Origin of the sequence: Ruania alkalisoli (genome assembly GCF_014960965.1) — a bacterium.
Lineage (GTDB): Bacteria > Actinomycetota > Actinomycetes > Actinomycetales > Beutenbergiaceae > Ruania > Ruania alkalisoli.
This window is the reverse complement of sequence record NZ_CP063169.1, coordinates 2,938,314-2,955,239: the sequence shown is the minus strand read 5'-3', so window position 1 is coordinate 2,955,239 and position 16,926 is coordinate 2,938,314. Positions and strand designations below refer to the sequence as shown.

Annotated in this window: 12 protein-coding genes; 7 read left to right on the top strand and 5 right to left on the bottom strand. The window is 69.1% G+C overall.

The annotated features are described in order from the left end of the window. Window positions 1-22: 22 nt before the first annotated feature. Window positions 23-1,657, bottom strand: a complete 1,635-nt coding sequence (locus IM660_RS13190; protein ID WP_193496130.1) for an FAD-binding dehydrogenase — start codon at window positions 1,655-1,657, stop codon at window positions 23-25. 24 nt (window positions 1,658-1,681) lie between these two features. After that, window positions 1,682-3,886 carry a glycogen debranching protein GlgX gene (gene glgX, locus IM660_RS13185; protein WP_281389247.1) on the bottom strand — a complete coding sequence of 735 codons (2,205 nt, stop codon included), beginning with the start codon at window positions 3,884-3,886 and terminating at the stop codon, window positions 1,682-1,684. A 79-nt stretch (window positions 3,887-3,965) separates the two neighbouring features. Here glgX and IM660_RS13180 point away from each other — a divergent pair, with 79 nt between their 5' ends. Both IM660_RS13180 and IM660_RS13175 read left to right on the top strand, forming a co-directional pair. After that, complete coding sequence (locus tag IM660_RS13180; protein WP_343071996.1) at window positions 3,966-4,721, top strand: electron transfer flavoprotein subunit beta/FixA family protein; 756 nt, start codon at window positions 3,966-3,968, stop codon at window positions 4,719-4,721. After that, the gene (locus IM660_RS13175; RefSeq protein WP_193496128.1) at window positions 4,721-5,695 is read left to right on the top strand and encodes an electron transfer flavoprotein subunit alpha/FixB family protein; all 975 of its coding nucleotides are present in this window, start codon (window positions 4,721-4,723) and stop codon (window positions 5,693-5,695) included. The genes IM660_RS13180 and IM660_RS13175 overlap by 1 nt, the downstream gene beginning before the upstream one ends. Here the strand turns inward: IM660_RS13175 and IM660_RS13170 are convergent. Further along, the gene (locus IM660_RS13170) at window positions 5,692-7,110 is read right to left on the bottom strand and encodes an outer membrane protein assembly factor BamB family protein (RefSeq protein WP_193496127.1); all 1,419 of its coding nucleotides are present in this window, start codon (window positions 7,108-7,110) and stop codon (window positions 5,692-5,694) included. The genes IM660_RS13175 and IM660_RS13170 overlap by 4 nt on opposite strands. 9 nt (window positions 7,111-7,119) lie before the next feature. Here IM660_RS13170 and IM660_RS13165 point away from each other — a divergent pair, with 9 nt between their 5' ends. From IM660_RS13165 to IM660_RS13150, 4 genes are all read left to right on the top strand, one after another. Next, the gene (locus IM660_RS13165; protein ID WP_193496126.1) at window positions 7,120-7,878 is read left to right on the top strand and encodes a hypothetical protein; all 759 of its coding nucleotides are present in this window, start codon (window positions 7,120-7,122) and stop codon (window positions 7,876-7,878) included. A gap of 63 nt (window positions 7,879-7,941) precedes the next feature. Further along, window positions 7,942-9,123, top strand: a complete 1,182-nt coding sequence (locus IM660_RS13160; protein ID WP_210768981.1) for a cysteine desulfurase family protein — start codon at window positions 7,942-7,944, stop codon at window positions 9,121-9,123. Then, window positions 9,123-10,238: a tRNA 2-thiouridine(34) synthase MnmA gene (gene mnmA / locus IM660_RS13155; RefSeq protein WP_193499403.1), complete on the top strand. Its 1,116-nt coding sequence runs from the start codon at window positions 9,123-9,125 to the stop codon at window positions 10,236-10,238. Before IM660_RS13160 ends, mnmA begins: the two co-directional genes overlap by 1 nt. A 189-nt stretch (window positions 10,239-10,427) precedes the next feature. Then, window positions 10,428-13,817 carry a carbohydrate binding domain-containing protein gene (locus IM660_RS13150; RefSeq protein WP_193496125.1) on the top strand — a complete coding sequence of 1,130 codons (3,390 nt, stop codon included), beginning with the start codon at window positions 10,428-10,430 and terminating at the stop codon, window positions 13,815-13,817. 340 nt (window positions 13,818-14,157) lie between these two features. Here the strand turns inward: IM660_RS13150 and IM660_RS13145 are convergent, their stop codons facing one another. After that, the gene (locus tag IM660_RS13145) at window positions 14,158-14,991 is read right to left on the bottom strand and encodes a DUF222 domain-containing protein (protein ID WP_193496124.1); all 834 of its coding nucleotides are present in this window, start codon (window positions 14,989-14,991) and stop codon (window positions 14,158-14,160) included. A 261-nt stretch (window positions 14,992-15,252) separates the two neighbouring features. Here IM660_RS13145 and IM660_RS13140 point away from each other — a divergent pair, with 261 nt between their 5' ends. Beyond that, window positions 15,253-15,714 (top strand): luciferase domain-containing protein, encoded by a 462-nt coding sequence (locus tag IM660_RS13140; protein ID WP_246464945.1) that lies wholly within the window; start codon window positions 15,253-15,255, stop codon window positions 15,712-15,714. Here the strand turns inward: IM660_RS13140 and IM660_RS13135 are convergent. Continuing rightward, a complete protein-coding gene (locus tag IM660_RS13135) occupies window positions 15,686-16,885 on the bottom strand; it encodes a multidrug effflux MFS transporter (protein ID WP_246464944.1) in 1,200 nt (399 codons plus the stop codon). The genes IM660_RS13140 and IM660_RS13135 overlap by 29 nt on opposite strands. Window positions 16,886-16,926 lie beyond the last annotated feature (41 nt).

Here is a 16,926-nt window from a genome sequence, read left to right as displayed (position 1 = left end):
CACATCCTATGATCACCAGGCCTCAGATCGCCCCGCCGGCCACCTTCCCGGTGAGCAGGCACCCGCCGAGGAAGGTTCCCTCCAGCGCCCGGTGCCCGTGCACCCCTCCGCCGCCGAAGCCAGCTGCCTCCCCGACGGCGTAGAGTCCCGGCAGTACGCTGCCGTCACCTCGCAGCACTCTCGTCTGGGTGTCGGTGTGCACCCCGCCGAGGCTCTTACGGGTGAGCACCCGCAGCCGGACGGCGAGCAACGGCCCGTCTTTCGGGTGCGTCAGTGGCCGCGGGGTCGCCACCCGCATCCGCTTGTCGACGACGTAGCGCCGGGCATGGTGGATGGCCATCACCTGGGGGTCCTTGCCCAGGCCGGTCGTGATCTGGGCGTCGCGGGCGTCGATGAGCCGCGCCAGGTCCACCGCGTTGATCGCGTCGTCCCCGGTCAGGGCGTTCATACCCTCGGCGAGGTCGCCAGCGTTGTCTCCCCAGACGAAGTCGGGGGAGTGCTCGGCGAAATGGGCCACCGGTCCCACTGAGCCGGGCAGCACCCGCTGGCTCAGCAGGCGCAGGTCCTTACCCGTCAGGTCGGGATTCTGATCGGAACCGGAAAGAGCGAACTCCGTCTCCATCACGGCCTTGTTGAGCACGAACCAGCTGTGCTGGTGGCCGTGGCGGGTCAGGTGCTGCAGGGCGCCGAGGGCGTCGAACCCCGGGAAGAGGGGCGCCGGCAGCCGCCGGCCGTTCGCGTCCAGCCACAACGAGCTGGGGCCGGGCAGGATCCGGACGCCGTGCCGGCTCCATACCGGGTTTTGCATCTCGATGCCCTCGGGGTAGTGCCACATCCGGTGGGAGTGCACAGTGGCCGCCCCGGCCGTACGGGCGACGTCCAGGCCGCTGCCGTCGGTCGCGTCCGGTACCCCGGAGAGCAGCACCTCGGGTAGCCGGCCCGCGTCGGCGGGCCAGGTCGTACGGACCGCGTCGTGGTTGGCGCCGTTGCCGCCGGTGGCCAGCACCACGGCACCAGCCGTGAGTTCGACCGTCTCGACCACCTCACGTGAGCTCGGCTCGCCCCTCCCTGCCGAGGAGGGTGCCAGGACGTCGGCCCGCACCCCGGTCACTGTTCCGTCGGTGACTACGAGGGAGGTGACGCGGTGGCGGAATCGAACCTCCAGCAGCCCTTCCTCGCGCGCCTCACGTGCTTCCGCCACGAAAGGCGCGAGTACACCGGGCCCGGTCCCCCAGGTCACGTGGAACCGCGGGACGGAGTTCTCACCACGCTCGGCCCACTGCACCAACGGGAACCAGCGCATCCCCATCTCGTGCAGCCACGATCGCATCGGGCCCGAGGCGAACTCCACATACATCTGCGCCCAGGAGTAGCCGGTCGCATCCGGACCCTCGCCGCGCTCGGCACCGGGTGCGAAGCCAGCGGCTCCCAACCAGTCGGCGAAGGCAAGTTCGGCGCTGTCGCGCACGCCGAGGCGGCGTTGCTCCGGGGAGTTCACCAGGAACAGTCCGCCGAAGCTCCAGTGCGCCTGCCCTCCCATCGAGCGTGCCGGTTCTGCGTCCAGGAGCAGCACGCGTTCGCCCCGCCTGGTCAGCTCGGTGGCGGTGACCAGCCCGGCGAGGCCAGCGCCGACGACGATGACGTCGGTGTCAGTCATGCCCGCACTGTACCCGGGACTAGCTCAGCAGCTCAGATACACCCGCATGCTCAGCTCGGGCATCGTCACCGTGGTACCGGCATCGGCGCAGGCGTCCGATCCGGGCTGGCCCTGCGGGGTGTCCCGAGCCGAGTCCCACACCAGCCGGAACTGATCGGCCCCGGCGCTGGTGAGGGTCACCCGCACCGGGTTGGCGGCGCCGTTGATCACCATCAGCGCGTCCGAGCCCTCGGCGGGCTGTTGCGGGCGCCGGTACATCTGCAGCACCCGGCGGTGCACGTCGTGCCAGCGTTCGACCGTCATCGACGCCCCGTGCTCGTCGTACCACGCCAGCGCCGGGCGTACCGGGTCGGGAACCTCGAACCGGCCCGGGCGCAGTGCCGGGTGCTGACGCCGCAGCGCCAGCAGGTGCCGCGTGGTGGCGAGCAGCTCCTCCTGCCAGGTCGCCAGGTGCCAGTCCACCCAGACGGTCTCGTCGTCGAGGCAGTAGGCGTTGTTGTTGCCGTGCTGGGTGCGCCCCAGCTCGTCCCCGGCGGTGAGCATCGGCGTCCCGGAGGCCAGCAGCAGGGTTCCGAGCACGTTGCGCATGGTGCGGCGCCGGTGGGCGAGGATTTCCGGATCCTCGGTCAGCCCTTCCTCCCCGTGGTTCCAGGAGATGTTGTGGTCGCTGCCGTCCTGGTTGTCCTCGCCGTTGGCGTCGTTGTGCTTGTGGTCGTAGGCCACCAGATCCGCGAGCGTGAACCCGTCGTGGGCGGTGACGTAGTTGACCGCCGAGACCGGCCCGCGACCGTCCGGCGGAGGGTCGTGAGCGAACAGGTCGGCCGATCCGGCCAGCCGGGTGGCGAGGTCGCGCAGGTCGTTCCCGCTGTTCCCATGCACGGCAGCGGCGGCGTCGGCGATCCAGAATGTACGGATCGCGTCCCTGAACTGGTCGTTCCACTCGGCCAGCGGGGCCGGGAACTGCCCGGTGCGCCACCCGTCGGGGCCGACGTCCCACGGTTCAGCGATCAGCTTCAGTCGTGACAGCTCGGGGTCGGTGGCCAGCGCCACAAGGAAGGGGTGATCGGGCTTGAACCGCTCTCCGCGCCGCCCCAGGGTGACGGCCAGGTCGAATCGGAAGCCGTCCACGCCCACCACCTGCGACCAGTACCGCAGTGAATCCAGCGCCATCCGCACTACCACCGGGTTGCGGAAGTCGAGGGAGTTCCCGCAGCCGGTCACGTCGAGGTAAGCGGTGTGGGTGATGCCCTCGTGCAGGTAGTAGCCGGCGCCGTCCAGTCCGCGCCAGGACAGCAACGGCCCGTCGAGTCCACCCTCACAGGTGTGGTTGTAGACGACGTCGAGGATCACCTCGAGCCCGGCCTCGTGCAGCAGCGAGACCATGCCCTTGACCTCATCCAGCACGGCCGCCGGCCCGGCCTCCTGCGCCGCTGCCGTCGCGTAGGAGGGCTCGGGAGCGAAGAAGCCCAGCGTGTTGTATCCCCAGTAGTTGCTGACCCCACGCGTGGTCAGGGCAGGTTCGCTGACTTTCGCGTGGATCGGCAGCAGCTCGACGGCGGTGACCCCCAGGTCCTTCAGGTACGCCACGGTCTCGGGGTGCGCCAGGCCCGCGTAGGTTCCGCGCAGCTGTTCCGGTACACCGGGCAGACGCTGGGTCAGACCGCGCACGTGCGCCTCGTACACCACGGTCGTCTCCCATGGGATCCGAGGGTGCTGTGCCGGGTCGCCGTTGAAAGTGTCGTCCACCACCACACCGAGCGGGACGTGGCCGAGGTTGTCGCGGCGGTCCCGCATCGTGCCACGGCCTTTCAGCGAGGCGTCGACCTGGTGCCCGTAGACGGCCGGAACGACCTCGAGCGTTCCGGTGACAGCTCGGGCGTAAGGGTCCAGCAGCAGCTTGTCAGGGTTGTGCCAGAGCCCGTGAGTGGGTTCCCACGGACCGTGCACCCGCAATCCGTACACCTGACCCGCCCGCACACCGGGAATGAAACCCGCCCAGCGCCCCCACCGCGCCCGGTGCAGCCGCACCCGCCGCTCCTGCCAGGTCCCGTCAGCTCCCAGGTCGAGCAGGCACAGGTCGACGGAGACGGCCCGGGGTGCGTGGACCATCGCCTCGACGCCCTCGGCTCGAAGATGTACTCCGAACCGGTCCGGCTCGACGGCGCACCGGCGGGCCGTGTCGGACGCGCGTGCGGCAGTCTCGAGCACAGGAGCGGGGGAGATGGTCACGATGTGGTCCACGGTCGGGGGAAATTGCGGCTCCGGCTGCCAGGAGTGGCAGGCTGGGCGTATGCGAATCGTAGTGTGCGTGAAGCATGTACCCGAGCTGGAGTCCGCGCGGGCCTTCTCGGAGGGGCGCGTTGTACGTTCCACCGAGGACGGCACGCTGAACGAGGTGGACGAGAACGCGGTCGAGGCTGCGCTGACCCTGGGCGAGGGAGCCTCCGAGGCTGAAGTGATCGCCGTGACCGTGGGGCCGGCCAGCGCCGTCGACGCGGTCCGACGCGCCCTGCAGATGGGTGCAGACCGCGGCCTGCACGTGATCGACGATGCCCTCGCCGGTGCCGACTACGCCGCCACCACCACGGCGCTCGCAGCAGCGGTGCGCTCGATCGGCGAGGTGGACGCCGTCGTGACAGGGATGGCAGCGCTGGACGGGCTCGGTGCCGTGGTGCCCTCCCTGCTGGCCGCCGAACTGGGCCTCCCGCAGCTCACGGTGGCCCATGAGGTCTCCTCCGCTGATGGGGTGGTGACGATCGAGCGCGATGTGGCCGGCGCCACCGAGACGTGGCGCGCCCCGTTGCCGGCCGTGATCTCGGTGACGGATGTGGCGAACAGCCCGCGGCTGCCGAAGATGAAGGAGATCCTCGCGGCCCGCTCCAAGGAGGTCGCCACCGTCTCGCTCGCTGACCTCTCACTCGAGCCCGCCGACGTCGCCTCCCGCACCCAGGTGCTTGAGGCGAGCCGCCGGCCGGACAGAGCTGGCCCGCAGCTCGTGACCGACGACGACGGGCAGGGCGGGCGCAAGCTCGCCGACTACCTCATCTCCGAAGGGTTGATCTGATGGCAACGGCAGTGGTCTACCTCGACGGCGATCCGGTTCGCGAGGGTGCCCTCGAGGCGGTGACGCTCGCCCGGCAGGTGGGCGACGTCGTCGCCGTCAGTGCCCGGGACGCCCAAGCCCTCGGCGAGGAGGCCGTGCAGACCTTGGGGCGCTATGGCGTCACCCGGCTGATCCACCTGGAGACCGGTGGCGTCGCACTGGAGGCACCGGCCGCCGTCGGGCAGGCGTTGGCAGATGCGGCCACGCAGCTGGACGCGACGGCGGTGCTGCTGACCTCCACATTCGGCACCAAGGAGATCGCCGCGCACACCGCGCACCACCTGCGGGCAGGGCTGCTCGTCGACGTGGGGGATCTGCGCCTGCACGAGGGACACCTGGCGGGCTCCAAGCGCGCCTTCGGTGGCACGTGGGACACCTCCTGCGCGGTCACCACCGATCGGGGTGTGGCCACGGTGCGCCCGAACGCGGTCCCCTCCCAGGAAGTCGACGCCCCGGCGAACGTAGAGACCGGGGACCTGACCGTGACCGCGCAGGTGCCGGCAGGGCTGGAGCTGGTCAGCCGGCAGGAGCACACCGCTGATGGTGAGGCCCGCCCAGCATTGGCCGAGGCCGCCATCGTGGTGGCCGCAGGACGCGGCACCTTCGGTGATTTCGATCCGGTGCACGAGCTGGCGGACGTGCTCGGGGCGGCCGTGGGCACCACGCGTGACTGCGTGGACGAGGGGTGGCTGCCGCACGATGCGCAGGTCGGGCAGACAGGGGTGACGGTGGCGCCGCGGCTGTACATCGGCGCCGGGATCTCCGGGGCGCCGCACCACATCGGCGGCATGTCGGCCTCGCAGACCATCGTCGCGGTGAACATTGACGCGGAGGCGCCGCTGGTGGAGATGGCTGACTTCGCCGTCGTGGGGGATCTGGCCTCCGTGCTCACCGATGCCGCCGAGGCGATCCGCGAGCATCGGGCCCAGTCCTAGGGCAACTCGAACCGGGCGAGCTCGTCGAACCCCAGGGTGGCGAGCGTCTCGTCGGCGATGACGTGCAGGTACAGGCCGATGTAGGTGGTTCGCTCCCACAGCACCTCGCCGGTGTTGGCATCGATGCCCAGCATCGGTGAGGAGTCGATCACCAGCACGTCTCCGACGGCGACCACGTCGGAGCCCAGGTAGTCGGAGATATCGAGCTGCCACCGCACGGCATCGCTGGTGGTCTCCAGCGCGACGAGCGTGTTCTCACCCTGGACCGTGTAGTGCTCGGGTGTCCCTCCTGCGAGCGGTGGAAGGCGGAAGTCGTCGGCGCGAAGCTCGAGTGCAATCACCGGTCCCTGGGCCTGCGGTGAGTCCCAGTCGACTGCCACCACCTGATTCTGCGCGTCCACGGCCACCGGGCGGGCCGGTGTGGTGTCGGGTGGGCTGACCAGGTCCAGGTGGGGCAGGGTCCACGACGGCGTCCCGTCCAGTTCGTGCCGCACGATTCCGTCGTCTGTCGCGCAGTAGTAGTGGTCCTCGCTGGCCGTGGCCCGGCGGCACTCGTGCGCGATCACGTCGCCGGTCTCGGTGTTGATGACGGCCACGCCCGGGGTGGACCAGAGCAGCACGTGCGGGCCGGTGAGCGTCCGCCAGCGGGGGCGCTCCAGCGCCGGTTCGGCGTTGTCCTCGCCGTTCATCTGCTCCTGCAGGAAGGTGTCGAACATGCGCTCGCTGCCGGGGATGTCGGCAAACTTCTCCTGCCAGATGAGGCTCCCGTCGTAGGCGACCATGGTCAACGCGATCCGCCGCCCCTCTCCGACGACGAGTAGCCCCGTCTCGCTGAAGCTGACCGTGTGGACGGAGGCGAGCGCCGTCGCTGGTCCTTCCGCGATGATCTCCCCGGTGGCGGCATCGATCACCAGGACCGCCCAGCCGTCGTCGGAGCGGTACACGCACCCCACGGCGCCGTTGACCGCTTCGGCCCCGCAGAGCCCCGACGGCACGTCGTGCTTCCACATCGTGGCGCCGGTCTGCGGGTCGATTCCGAGCACGACGCTCGCCTGCCGGGCGTCTTCCGGGCCGGCGAGCGCCACCCAGGCCTCGTCGGTGGTGATGAACGGCGGGCCGGTGAAGGCGTTGTCAGTGCCGAGGATGAACTCACCGACGGCGTCGGTACCGGCCGCCTCGGACGGGGTGATGACCCATGCCGTGTCCAGCTGGGGTGGTGTGGTGGAGCCGGGCCCGTCATCGCTTGCGCTGTCGCTTGCTCCGGTGATCAGCATCCGTGCCAGGACGAGCGCGATCACGAGGAACAGCGCGACGGCGGCCCCGACGGTCAGGAGGGCACGATGGTGGCGACGGGGCTTGCTGTTGCCTTCCTCATGCACATGGTCACCGTATCCGGGCCGGCAGGCGTCCGGCATACTGCCTGGATGGGTGGGGTGAGCGAGGAGAGGTTTCGCCGCCTCGCGCGCTCGAGCCCGTGGCTGTGGCAGCGCGTGGCGTTCACGGCCTCGTGGCGTGGGCCGCATGCGGGGGAGCCGGTGCGGGCGTGGATCGAGCGGCCGGCGCGGATGCGGGTGGAGGATCTGCAGGGGCAGTTGCTGGAGGAGGAGCCTCCCACGCGCCAGCCGGACAGACCGCGTGCCCAGCTCACCACCACGTTCGGCTGGTCGCCGCTGCCGCCGGACATGCGTCAGCCAATGACGCCGTCCGTGCCGAGCGCTCCGAGGCCGCGGTTCGCCGACGACGGGCTCGTGGCCGAACGGTTCGGAGACGAGTACGACCACGATGTGCCGATGTATGTCAACTATCACTGGGTGGCGATGTTCGACGCCCGTGAGCTGGCGGACTCGCATAGTCCTCGGGACGGCACATGGCGACCGGGCACGCTGATCGAGTCAGTCCGGGAGGTCACCCACCACGGGCGCCCCGCCTGGGAGGCAGTCCTGCGACCGACCGCGGACTACGACCCCCGCTGCTCCTGCTGCCCGCTCCTGGACTGCGCGGTGGCTGCGGCGGAGTACCTCCGCCCGGACGAGCCGCGCCGCGAGGGCGGATACGCGACACGGTTCGAAGTGCGCCTGGACTCGGCCACCGGGATCTGCGTCTCCACCCGGGAACTCGACGGTCCGCGCTGTGGTGATGGTCACGATGTGCGCATCGAGGCAGCGCACGATCAGGCTCGTTGATGTGAGCAGGTCTACCCCCAGTGCCGGTCGGCACCTGATGGGGCGAACGTAGACTGGATCGTTGTGACGACCTACCTCGACCACGCGGCGACGACCCCGGCTCGACCGGGGGCGGCGGCCGCGTACGCCGAGGCGCTGGAGCAGGTGGGCAACCCCTCCTCCCTACACGCCGCCGGCCGCGCCGCGCGGCGCCTCGTGGAGGAGTCGCGCGAGTCGATCGCTGCCGACCTGGGCGCCCACCCCACCGAGGTGATTTTCACCGCCGGCGGCACGGAGGCTGACAATCTCGCCGTTCAGGGCATCTGGCGTGCCCGCGCCACGGATACGCGACGGGGGTTGGTGACCTCCGGCGTCGAGCATCCTGCGGTTCAGGAGAGCGTTCAGTGGCTCGCCGCCCACGAGCGGGCAGACCTGACCGAGGTGGGCGTGGACGAGGCTGGTCGGCTCGACCTGGACGCGTTCGCGGCCGCAGTGACGGAGCAGACCGCGGTGGTGTCGGTGATGTGGGCCAATAACGAGGTGGGCACGCTGCAGCCGATCGAGCAAGTGGTCGAGGTGGCGCGCACGGCGGGCGTTCCGGTGCACACCGATGCCGTGCAGGCCGTCGGTCAGGTGCCGGTGGACTTCGCGGGCAGCGGCGTCGATGCGTTGACCGTCTCGGGCCACAAGCTTGGTGCACCGATCGGGATCGGAGCATTGCTCGCCCGCCGCGAGCTGGGCCTGACGCCGGTGCTGCACGGGGGAGGGCAGGAGCGGTCGGTGCGGTCCGGGACGATCCCGGTGCCGGCGATCAGAGCGTTCGCTGTCGCGCTGCGCGAGGCGGTGTCCGCCCGGGAGAGCGAGGCGGTGCGCCTGGCCGGTTTGCGCGACCGGATGCTGGCGGGGGTGCGTGCGATCCCGGACGTGCACCTGAGCGGGCCCGAAGGGGAGGGGCGACTGCCGGGCAACCTGCATGTGCGGGTGGATGGCGCTGATGCCGACGCGTTGTTGTTCGCACTCGATGCGGCGGGGGTGTGCGCGTCGTCGGGGTCTGCGTGCCAGGCGGGGGTGCAGCAGCCGTCGCACGTGCTGGCTGCCATGGGGGCCGACGACGGCGCAGCCCGCTCCGGTCTGCGCCTCACTCTGGGGTGGACCTCGAGTGAGCGGGACGTTGAGGCATTGCTGGCGGTGCTGCCTCGTGCGGTCGAGCAGGCGCGGGCGGCCTACCGGCCACGGAAGAAGCGTGATGTGAAGGTGGGTGTGTGATGCGGGTTCTGGCGGCACTTTCCGGAGGAGTGGACTCGGCGGTCGCGGCCGCCCGGGCGGTCGATGCCGGGCACGACGTAGTGGGCGTGCACATGGCGCTCTCGCGCTCGCGGGCTCAGCACCGCAACGGCTCGCGCGGGTGCTGCTCGATCGAGGACGCCTCCGATGCCCGTCGGGCCGCGGATGTGCTGGGTATCCCGTACTACGTGTGGGATCTCTCGGAGGAGTTCGAGGACACGGTGGTCGCGGACTTCCTTTCCGAGTACGCGGCCGGTCGCACGCCGAACCCGTGTGTGCGGTGCAACCAGCACATCAAGTTCGACGCGCTGCTCGATCGCGGGCTGGCGCTCGGGTTCGATGCCGTGGCCACGGGGCATTATGCGCGGATCGTGGACGTTCCTCAGGGCGGCGGAGTGCGGCGTGAGCTGCACCGTGCCGGTGATCCGGAGAAGGACCAGTCGTACGTGCTGGCCGTGATGGGGGCGGAGCGGTTGGCGCGGGCGATGTTCCCGCTGGGGGAGGTGGCCAGCAAGGATCAGGTGCGGGCCGAAGCCGCCGAGCGGGGACTGAGTGTCTCGGCGAAGCCGGACTCCTACGACATCTGCTTCGTGGCCGACGGCGACACTCAGGGGTTCCTGCGTGACCGGTTGGGTGCGGCTCCCGGTGAGGTGGTGGACGCCGACGGTGCGGTGGTCGGCGAGCACGATGGGGCGTACGCGTACACAGTGGGGCAGCGGCGCGGGCTCGGCTTGAACCGGCCGGCTGCCGATGGCAAGCCCCGGTACGTGCTCGAGGTGGACCCTGCCGCGAACCGAGTGGTCGTGGGGCCCAGCGAGTTGCTCTCGGTGACCGAGATCTCGGCCGGTGAGGTGGTCTGGTTGGCCGATGACGTGCCGGCACAGGAGTGGACCGAGGTGAGCGTGCAGGTGCGGGCGCATGGGGAGCCGGTCGACTCGCGGGTGATGCTGCGGGATGGGGAGTTGCTGACCGAACTTGGGTCGCCGCTGCGGGGGATCGCGCCGGGACAGTCGATCGTGGTCTATCAGAGGTCGCGGGTGCTCGGACAGGGGAACATCGTCAAGGCTGGTCGTGGGGCGGCGCTGAGCCGAGCCTGAGTCGCAGGCACTGCGTCGGCATCGGCCGATCGCGCCCGGGACCACCTCTTGTGCGCCGTCCGATTGTCCGCTAGGTTGCGTGCAACCGATTGCAGTTCAATGAGGAACCGATGCACGCAGTGCGGGCTGACACGTGAAGCCGGAGCCTCGAGATGACAGGAGCGCGGTGTGCTCGGAGGAGAGGAATCGATGAACCGATGGCGAGGAATGCTTGCGGGCGCAGCTGTGGTGGCGCTCGCGGGCGCACTGCTGACCCCAGGGAGTGCGCCGGCTCACGCGGACGCGGTGCAGGACGGACGGGCGAATCTCCTGGCGAATGCGAGCTTCGAGGAAGGCGCTGACGTCACAGACGCTCCGGGATGGTCGGTCCTGTGGGGGCGGACCGAGGTCGTCTCGTTCACCGCGGATCGTGCGAGCGATGGTGCGCGGAGCCTCCACGTGGTCCGGGACGAGGACGGCCGGTCCGGTGGGTTCATCTCCGACCCGGTGCCCGTGGAAGGTGGCGAACGGTACGAGTTCAGCTTCGACCAGTACCTCGCCGGGGGCAGCCTCAGTGCCACGATGCACTTTTTCGACGCCGAGGGAACGGTGATCTCGAATACGTACGAGATGGTCACCACTACTGCGGACACCTGGGAGCGCGGGACGGCGTACTTCGAGGCGCCGGCAGAGGCTGTGGCGGCTCGACCGATCCTGTACGCCGCCTCGGGAGTCACGGTCGACAGCTACCTCGACAACGTGTTCTTCGGATCGGTGAATCTGCTGACAAACGTGAGCTTCGAAGAGGGCGCTGACGTGACGAGCGCTCCGGGCTGGTCTGTCCTGTGGGGCAGGGACGAACTCGTCTCGTTCAGCAGTGAGCGTGCGAGTGACGGCGTGCGAAGCCTGCACATCGTCCGGGAGGACGGGATGCGCACGGGCGGGCTCGTATCGGACCCGGTGCCGGCGGATGCCGGGGAGACCTACGAGTTCAGCTTCGACCAGTATCGCGTGGGCGGAGCGTTGAGCGTCACGTTCTACTTCGACGACGCCGACGGAAACGTCATCACCCAGCCGTACGAGATGGTGCGTTCCACGACAGATACCTGGGAGCGCACAGCGGTCCGGTTCGAAGCTCCCGAGGGCACAGTCTCGGCGCGCCTGCTCTTCTATGCCGTCTCCGGGGCGACGCTCGACACGTTCATCGACCGGGCACACTTCGCGCCGGCGGTCGGCGAACCGGACGAGCCGGACGAGGAATCCCGCGTGGAGACGATCCTCGCGCAGGACGACAACCTCGAGTACCTGGGCACTCCGGTCACGACTCAGATTCCCAGTCAGGCGGCACACGGTATCGAGGACGGACGGCACGTCTCGTATCAAGCGTTCAAGGGAGATTCAGGGTCGGGGTACCCCGCGACCTTCGCGGTGACCGACGTGGAGACGGGTGACCTGATCCGTTCTTGTGTCGTCGAGGGCGCCGAGGCCGCACGGAATCTCAACATCGCCGACGACGGTCGCGTGTACTGGGGCACCTACCACGACTCGAAGTTGTGGCGCTATGACCCCGCTACCGGCGAATGCGAGGATATGGGCCGGATGAGCGACCAGAAGGACTCGACGTTCGGGATGTCGCCGGGTCCCGATAACTCGATGTACATCGGGGCGTATCCCGATGGCCGTCTGCTTCAGGTGGACGCGCAGACCGACGAGGTCGAGCTGCTGCGTGAGATCGACCCGAATGCGGACTACATCCACGCGATCGCCTATCACGAGGCCACCGACACGGTCTACGTCGGCTCGGGTGGGCAAGTCCCGCAGATCTGGAAGGTCGAGGACGCCGGTCGTGGCGAGCAGACACTGATCGCCGATGAGTCCACGGCACCGGGTTTGAACGACGGTACCCAGTTCGTCGGCCGGATGGACATCGTGGGCGACCGGATCTTCGCGCAGGTCGGTCTGCGGATGCTGGTGCTGGACCTGGACGGGAACGTCATCCACTGGGATCCGGAGCAGACTCGCTACTTCTTCGGCCACCACCTGATCCAGGGAGCCGACTCCGAGACGGCGATCTTCTCGACATCGGGTGGAGCCCTGGTCGAGTACAGCATCGGCGCGAACTCGTTCCGGCAGACGGACATCACGATCGGTGGGTATCTTTCCAACGGCGTGGTCGACGATTCGAGCGGCACTCCGCTGCTGTACGGAACGTCCGCGTCCGGGGTGTTCGTTGCCGACCTCGCGAGCGAGACCATGGTGTCCGAGAACGCGATCGACTTCGCACAGCCGACGTTGATTCAGAAGCTCCTCGAGGGCCCTGACGGTTCCGTGTGGGCCTCGGGGTACATGGTCGGACTGTCGCAGGTCGACCCGAGCGGTGCCGATCACGGCCCGACCATGCAGCGCGGTCAGTTCGAGTCCGCCGTCGTGCGGGATGGAAACCTGTACCTCGGGGGGTACGGACACGCCCGCTTCGACGTGCTCGATCCGGCGACCTACGACCCGGCCGATCCGAACACCGTGCCCACGCTGTTCAACGGCGCGGACGAAGGTCAGGACCGGCCCTTCGGGATGGCCTACAACCCCGATCGCGACGAGATCTACATGGGTTCGGTGGCGACCTACGGCCAGACCCAGGGCGGACTGGCGATCTGGGACGGTGCTACCGGCGAGCACGAATGGCTGACCTCCGAGATCGGCGCCGACGAGAACATCGTCTCTGTCGCCTACAACCCGACCGACGGTCTCGTCTACATCGGCAGCACCGTTGATGGTGGCCTGGGCTCCGACCCCAGCGGCAATACCGCGGGAAAGCTGATCGTCTTCGATCCTGCGACCCGGTCCGTCGTGGCCAGGATCGATCCGGCCGGAGCGGAGCGCGAGGGCATCACCGGCCTCATGGTCGATCCTGACGGTCTCGTCTGGGGCGTCGCGGAGGAGTCGTTGTTCGCCTACGATCCCGCGACGGGTCAGTCCGAGGTCCGGGGGAATGTCGGAGGTAGCTACAGTACGGGCACCACGTACTGGGCCTACGGAACGGTGATGAGGTCGAATGCCGACGGGCTCATCTACGTCTCCGCCGGAGGGCGCTTCAGCGTGCACGATCCGTCGACGGGAGAGACCACGAGGATCGCGAACGGCCTCCGTTGGGGTGCCGTTGATGGGAACGGCGACGTCTACCTCAGTGCCGGTGCCCACCTGTTCCGGTACAACGTGGCTGGCTCTACGGCTGAGCTGGCGTGCACCGCAACTGTCACGGAGCCGGTGAGTGACGGCCTCGTCGTGTCGGCGGGTGAGATGGCGTGCGTGGACGGCGCCCGAGTCGCCGGCGGCGTGAACGTACAGCCCGGAGGGTCGCTCCTCGTCGAGGGGTCGACCGTTCTGGGTGGCCTGACCTCGTCGGAGGCGGCCACCGTGCAACTTCGGGACAGCTCGATCCGCGGAGCGGTGTCAGTGACGGCAACAACGGGAGCGTTCGTATTCGCAGGCAACGACCTTCGCGGCTCGCTCGCGTGCTCGTCGAATTCCTCAGAACCTGAGAACGAGGGCGCTGCGAGTGTCGTCAGCGGATCCTCATCCGGGCAGTGCGCCGGGATCTGAGTCGAGATCGTCAATCGCGGGCTGGGAGATCGCCGGATCTCCCAGCCCGCGATTGCTCGTATTGGTCGCACTCGCTGCGTCGCTCGCGACGGCAGCCCTATCCGCGCGACGTCCGACATGCCCCAGCTCTAGGCGCGCTGATACCCCCGCCGTCGGATGATCCGCGTCGACGCCCCGCCGCTCGAGGGCGTCGGCGTGCAGGTGCAGATAGAGCATGACGGATCGGCGGGTCGCCCTCGACGAGGGCTCCGGGTCAGCGATACCACCGTGATTCACTGGCCTTGCGGTGCTCGTCCGGCTCCCCCGGAGGTTCTCCTCCGATGAGGCCGCGTGCGCGGTCTCACTGGTGCCGTGCAGGGGGAGGGGCGTCTGGGCGCGGGCGAGGTCGCCGACGGCGAGGGAACGGCGGACAGCCTCGCTCGTGCCGGGCATCATCGGGGTCAGTGCCCGGGCTCCCGCTCTCACCGCGGCCTCCAGGTTGAACGCATCGGCGAGCTCGAGCCGGCCCTCGACCTCCACCACCGCACCCCCGGGCGGTGGACACCTCGTCCTGGTGGATGTCGAACCGGCGCCGCTCCAGCTCGGCCAGCCGGTCCCGCTCGGCCCGCTCGGGGTCGAAGGACTCCATCGCCGCGGTGACGGTGCGCTCGATCTGGCCCAACGAACACGACCCGATCGTCCACGCCACCTGGGAGTCCACCCACGCTGCCCCATCGGCGGGGAGTCGCTTCGTCAACCGGGTCACCGCCCGGGCCCGGGTGATGCTGACCTGCCCGGCCCGCACCCGGCCCCACAGCACCGGCAACCGGTACGCCAGCTCCACCACCGCACCCACATACCCCAACGCGGCCTCGTTCGACATCCCCAACGCCGCCGCCAACGACACAAACCCCAGATCCGGCACCCGCGGAGCACCCGCACCCGCCAACCGCATCGGTTCCTGCGTGCCCGGAAGACCGGCATGTTCGTCCGGGTCGAACACCCCACCGCCGTCGACCACGTCATCGGGGTCGACCTCGCCCGGGATGATCGCCCCCTCCCTCACCCACGCCAGGACGAGTTCAGCCCGCTCGACCTCCACCGCGCGAGCCGCCACCCCAGTAGCCCGCACCGCAGCCAACAATCCCTTCCCGGCCGAAACCGAGAAGGTGTCGTGAGCTGCTGTCGAGGTCATGAAAGCACTCTCCCACCCACCACCGACATTGAGCCTGAGAGTGAGTCCGTGAGCGGGCCGAACCCCCGACTGGGACACGCACGCGGTGGTCACCCACGGATCGATGTCTGCAGCGGTGCCCAGTTCGACAGCTAGAAGCCAGCCGATGGGCGTGGACGCGATGGGTCAGTCGTCCGAACATTTGCGCCAGCCAAGGTACGTCCATGGCCGCCTGCCGCAAAGGGCATGACTCTGAGATACGAGCGTCGCTACGGTTCAGGGATGCTGAACGAGCCGAGGCCCGGAGCGCGTCCGACGACCTCCGACCAGGGGCCACACCGCCAGTTGGATCAGCGTGCACCAGCAGCCCTGTGGGGCGAGCTCGTCGCCAGAGTCTTCCAGCTCGACGGGGTGGTGGAGGGCATCAGTCAGGTCTCACCGCCATCGTCACGGGCCGTCTTCATCCGCGACATGCCTGATGAGCGCTCTCCGGAAACCTCTCTTGCGCCGGGCAGGCGCCTGGAGCCGGCACATCTGCACGGTGTCGAAGACACCAGCGTCCATCTCGTGTTGCCGGCGGATCGAGGAGACGCACTCGTACGGCTCGGCTGGGCCGAGCCACACCAGTACGCCGACTACGACACCGAGTTCATGGTCTACGGCCCGCGGAATACGGCCGAGTTGGAGGCGGTGCTCTCCGTGGTCGAGCAGAGTCTCAGCTTCGCTCGTGCGGGAGGGGCGTAGCGGCGGGGTCGGATGGCCGCGACCGATGCCACCGCCACAACACCATCGCAAGCACGGCATACACCAGGCTCGTCAACGCCAGATGCAGTAGCGACCCCGAGACCACCGGAATGATGACCCCGGCAAGTACGGCATTGCCGAACAACGTCCCGAACGCACCGAGCGAGGCAGCGGCCCCGCGATCATCGGGGGCCTGGTCGAGGATCTCCAGGTTCAGCACCGGGAACATCGTGCCCACGGCGGTCGCGGCAAGCGGGGGAGCGAGCATCACCCACGGCAGCGAGGGCTGCCACGCCACGATGAGAACGTTCACAGCTATCGCTACCAGCGCGAATGTCATGGCCACGTCGATCAGCCGCCGGCGCGGCACTCGGTCCGCAGTCCGCCCAGAGATGAACGCACCCGCCATGATCCCGCCGATCAGCGGCACGAACAGCACCCAGAAGTCGCGCTCACCCAGGCCCAGCAGGTCCACCACGATGATCGGTGCCGCCGCGATATAGGTGAACTGGGCCCCGAACGTGAAGGCTGTCAGCAGCGCCAGCCGCACCACGGCACCCCGGGAGCCCACCCGGATGACCGCCCGCACCACGGAAGCTGCATTGAGGGGGCGACGCTCCGCCGTCGGGAGGGTTTCGGGAAGTACCACGCCCACGGTGACGGCCATGACCACCCCGTAGCACGCGATGGCCCAGAAGATCGACTGCCACGGCCCCACGCTCAGCAACCACCCGCCCACCACGGGCGCGATCGCCGGCGCGACGGAGAAGATCATCATCACGTTCGACATCAACCGCTGTGCCGCCGACCCGGAGAATAGGTCCCGGATCACCACCCGGCTGACGATCGTGGCGGCCCCGGCGAATCCTCCCTGCAGCAACCGCCCCACCAGCATCACCGGCAGTGTCGGCGCGAGGGCACACAGGATCGTCGCGGCCGTGAACCCGAGCAGCCCGATGATCATCACCGGCTTGCGGCCCATCGCATCCGAGATCGGGCCATGAAAGATGCTCATGACGGCGAACGACAGCAGGTACAAACTCGTCACCTGCTGCATGGCGGCGGTATCGGCGCGGAACTCGCCGCCCATCTGCTCGAACGCCGGGAAGACTGTGTCGATCGTGAACGGGCCGATCATCGCCAGCCCGGCGAGCACCATGGTGAACAGCAAGCCGACACGTTCGGGGGGACGAGACCGGGAGTCTTCGGGAG